The following is a 3,907-nucleotide window of genomic DNA, read 5'->3' as shown; positions in this document are numbered from 1 at the left end:
AGCTAAGTGGGAGTAGTTCAAGCGGATAAAAGAAGATCCGATGCTCAATGGTCAACTTAAACCAGGATACAATTTACAAATTGCGACAAATCATCAGTTTGTGATTGACTATGATATTTTCAGTAATCCAACTGACACAAGAACCTTAGTACCGTTTCTAAAACAAATGGCGTGCCGTGAAATGTTTGAAACGATCGTCGCTGATGCTGGATATGAAAGTGAATATAACTATACGATTTTAATTGATGAATTCAATTCAATCAGCAGGTATTGATCCCTTACAGCACCATGAATCGTGAATTGAAGAAACGTTATAAATCCAATCCAAAATATTCGGATAATTGGACCTACAACGCCGAAGATGATTACTACATTGATCCGCAAGGAGTACGATTCGACTTCAAACGATATAGCAAACGGCATGATAAATATGGATTTGAACGTAATTTTAAGGTTTATGAAGCTAATGCCTTTCAATAACTGAAGCAGCCAGTGAAGCTTCAAGAACAGCCAAGGCTCAGCGCTTGCGCCAAATCTACGTTAACGGAACGTGGAATTATTTCCGAAATCTGGTCAAGACCGCTATCCAGAGTGATGAGGGTCATGCCATTTATCGGCGACGCAAATTTGACGTTGAGGCTGTTTTCGCACGCCTAAAACAAAATATGGGTTATCGAAGAACATAACATTGCGGAAAACAGGCGGTGAAAAATGCCCTGGGAATCGCCTTGATGACGCTCAATCTAGAAAGATTAGCTGATTGGGCTCGTCAAAGCACAACTGGGGCGCAAAAATAAATACATATCAAGAAAATGCCGGACGAAATCAGTCGCAAATTGACCGTCTTTGTCCGGCATTTCATTTAATTTAAGAGGAAAAAGGGACTTTCTTCTCAGCCTCAAAATTGTAGAGCCTCTAAATGACATGGGCTTTTTTGCGTACTTGACAGGCTGACAATGATCAAACGATAAATAAGGGGGGCTATTTATACATATGACCAACATTTCATTTATAAAAAGTGAATAAAAAAGAAAATATTATACTATTATCGCTCTTAAAAGTTGATATAATAACAATGATGTTTACTTTTTATTAAGAAAGTAAATTTTCTGATGATAAATCAGTTGAAAAAAGTTACTAAGAGTGTAGAATGACAATTGAAAGTTATTATTAAAATGTTGTATCAACAAGATAAATGATTAATCATCATTTAATTATCAGCTTTTTAATAAAATGAAGTTCTTAAAAATTGCTAGTTTAGCCACTTGTTTAATAAATGATTGGTTGTAACTTGCCAGCAGGTGCCACCATTCATCTGGTCGACAGCTACAGATGAAATGCTACCTGGTAGTGATCTTTGTGGTTACTATTTATCTTGAGGAGTACTTTACCTTTTATTTATAAAATGGTTTATTGAGTGACTTAACTTACTCCAAAAGATAGTGGTAAGTATGTGCCAGGTGGCTTGGGATAATCTCCTTTTAAACTGGCAGATATAGGCTATTATAATAACCTTAAAGAGGCGCCCCCGATGCCTACTTAGGCTAATTATAATGGTAGCTGTCGCTTGACTGGATAGTGGTAAAGTCAAGTTATTAAGTGTTAAGCAACAATTTTTGTGCATTGTTTGTCGCGACTACTACTCCCTAATAGATATAAGGTTTATCGCCTTATATAGCAGGTATCATAAAATAGTTGAATACTGTTTAGATAAATTTGTCAAACGGTAGAATGATAATGCTTATAAGAACCCCCCGAATACTTAACTTTAAGCATTAGTAGCAATATCTCCCCCCCAGATAACTTAAAAGTCTTATTGTCTACGCCAACAGCAATAAGCAGATAACAGTTTAGTTTTATCATATAAGTGTATTTGCTACTAAAAGTTTTTTACTGTTCATGACAATTGTGCTAAACAACGATTCAACAGTACACCTAGTACTAGCGATACCTCAAAAGTCGGCACAGAAATTACAACAGTATGGTAAATGTGCTAGCCTACTGTAGTAAGCCGCTTGGTGGTAGGTTTTAAATGTTGAATGGTGGACTTATCACCAAAGTTAGTTGTGCGTAAACTAACTAAAAAAGGATTTTCAGAAGTGAAAATCCTTTTTTGTTTTAAACAAAAATTCAATTGATAAATTAGAAAAAGTGTAATAAGATAATTGCAGAATAGAAAACACGAATGCATTTCAAGTAGGTTGTTCAGAGAAGCAGCGGATGGTGAGAGCTGTCGACCGAAACTCCGGTGCAAAAATATGTGGGCAGGTAATTCTGCACGGATAGTAGCCGTTATCTACTTCGAAGGGTGACTAAAGATAGTCAAACTTGGGTGGTACCGCGGAACTAGAGCCATTTCGTCCCAAAATATAAAGGATGGAATGGCTCTTTTTTATATAATTAGGAGGAAATACGATGTTAGATATTAAAAAGATTCGTCAAGAACCTGATTTTTATAAGGAAAAGTTAGCTACACGTGGTGTAAAACTAGAAGAAATTGATGAAGTTATTGCGTTAGATAAAAAGCGACGGGAATTGCTCCAACAAACTGAGACAATGAAGGCGCAACGTAATGAAGCATCAAAGAAGATTGGAGAAGCTAAGCGTAATGGTGAATCCGCCGATGCTGCCATTAAGGAAACTCGTGAACTTGGTGATAAGATCAAGGAATTGGACGCTGAAATTGAAGCAAATGATGCTGAACTCCATGATAAGATGGCTCACCTTCCGAATGTTCCCCACGATGGTGTTCCAGTTAGCTTAACGGAAGATGGTGCCGTTGAATTACGGAAAGTGGGTAAGGTTCGCGACTTTGATTTTGAGCCTAAGCATCACTGGGATATTGGTGAAAATCTTGGTATTTTAGACTTTGATCGCGCTGGTAAGGTTTCTGGTGCGCGTTTTGTCTACTACTTAGGGCTTGGTGCTCAGCTTGAACGAGCAGTTTACAACTTCATGCTTGATGAACACATGAAGGAAGGATATACCGAAGTCTTACCACCATATATCGTCAATGCTGATTCAATGTACGGTACTGGTCAATTCCCTAAGTTCAAAGAAGGGGTTTACCAGGTTAACGGTGAGGATATGACTTTGATTCCAACTGCTGAAGTTCCGTTGACTAATTACTACCGTGGCGAAGTTATCCCAACTGAAGAATTACCAGTTTACGTTACTGCTTTAACACCATCATTCCGTTCTGAAGCGGGAGCAGCGGGTCGTGATACCCGAGGATTGATCCGGATGCACCAATTCAATAAGGTAGAAATGGTTAAGTATACTAAGCCAGAAAACTCATGGGATGAACTTGAAAAGATGACTGCTAACGCTGAAAACATCTTGAAGAAGTTAAACTTGCCATACCATGTTATTACCTTAACTACTGGTGACATGAGCTTTACGGCATCTGAAACCCATGATCTTGAATTGTGGATGCCGGCACAAAATAAGTATCGTGAAGTTTCAAGTTGTTCAAACTGCTTGGACTTCCAGGCACGGCGGATGCACACCCAATACCGGGATGAAAATGGTAAGTTACAATATGTTCACACACTTAACGGTTCTGGTTTAGCCGTTGGTCGGACAGTTGCAGCTATCTTGGAAAACTATCAAAACGCTGATGGTTCTGTAACAATTCCAGAAGTATTGGTACCATACATGCATGGTGTTACTAAGATTACTAAGGGAAATGCGGTTCCTTTCCGTAATAAAGTTAATAAATAAGATATATAGAAGACAGTTTTTAAAAAGAAGTTCGGATTGCTAAATCTGAGCTTCTTTTTTTGATTAATGTCTTTAGACCTAGTTGAGTGCGCGAGCAGAGCGAGTGCACGAAACAAAAAACCACCTGCTATGCGGGTGGGCGATAAAAATTATATAAAAAAGGCCTCTTTTGCCTTAAGATGTA

General features: G+C 38.1%; 4 protein-coding genes. All 4 read left to right on the top strand.

Annotated elements, in window-relative coordinates; translation table 11 throughout:
- Positions 1–40 precede the first annotated feature (40 nt).
- Positions 41–274, top strand: coding sequence for a transposase (locus AACL61_RS01250; RefSeq protein ID WP_339110870.1), 234 nt, complete (start codon positions 41–43; stop codon positions 272–274).
- 26 nt (positions 275–300) lie between these two features.
- A complete protein-coding gene (locus tag AACL61_RS01245; protein WP_339110869.1) occupies positions 301–480 on the top strand; it encodes a hypothetical protein in 180 nt (59 codons plus the stop codon).
- Between the two features lie 44 nt (positions 481–524).
- Positions 525–686: a transposase gene (locus AACL61_RS01240; RefSeq protein ID WP_231125333.1), complete on the top strand. Its 162-nt coding sequence runs from the start codon at positions 525–527 to the stop codon at positions 684–686.
- Positions 687–2,415: 1,729 nt separating this feature from the next.
- A complete protein-coding gene (gene serS, locus AACL61_RS01235) occupies positions 2,416–3,723 on the top strand; it encodes a serine--tRNA ligase (protein WP_102815910.1) in 1,308 nt (435 codons plus the stop codon).
- Positions 3,724–3,907 lie beyond the last annotated feature (184 nt).

Source organism: Limosilactobacillus reuteri subsp. porcinus, from assembly GCF_036621895.1.
In the GTDB taxonomy this organism is placed as follows: Bacteria; Bacillota; Bacilli; order Lactobacillales; family Lactobacillaceae; genus Limosilactobacillus; species Limosilactobacillus reuteri_J.
Note: the sequence above shows the minus strand (reverse complement) of the source record. Positions and strands in the feature narration are given on the sequence as shown.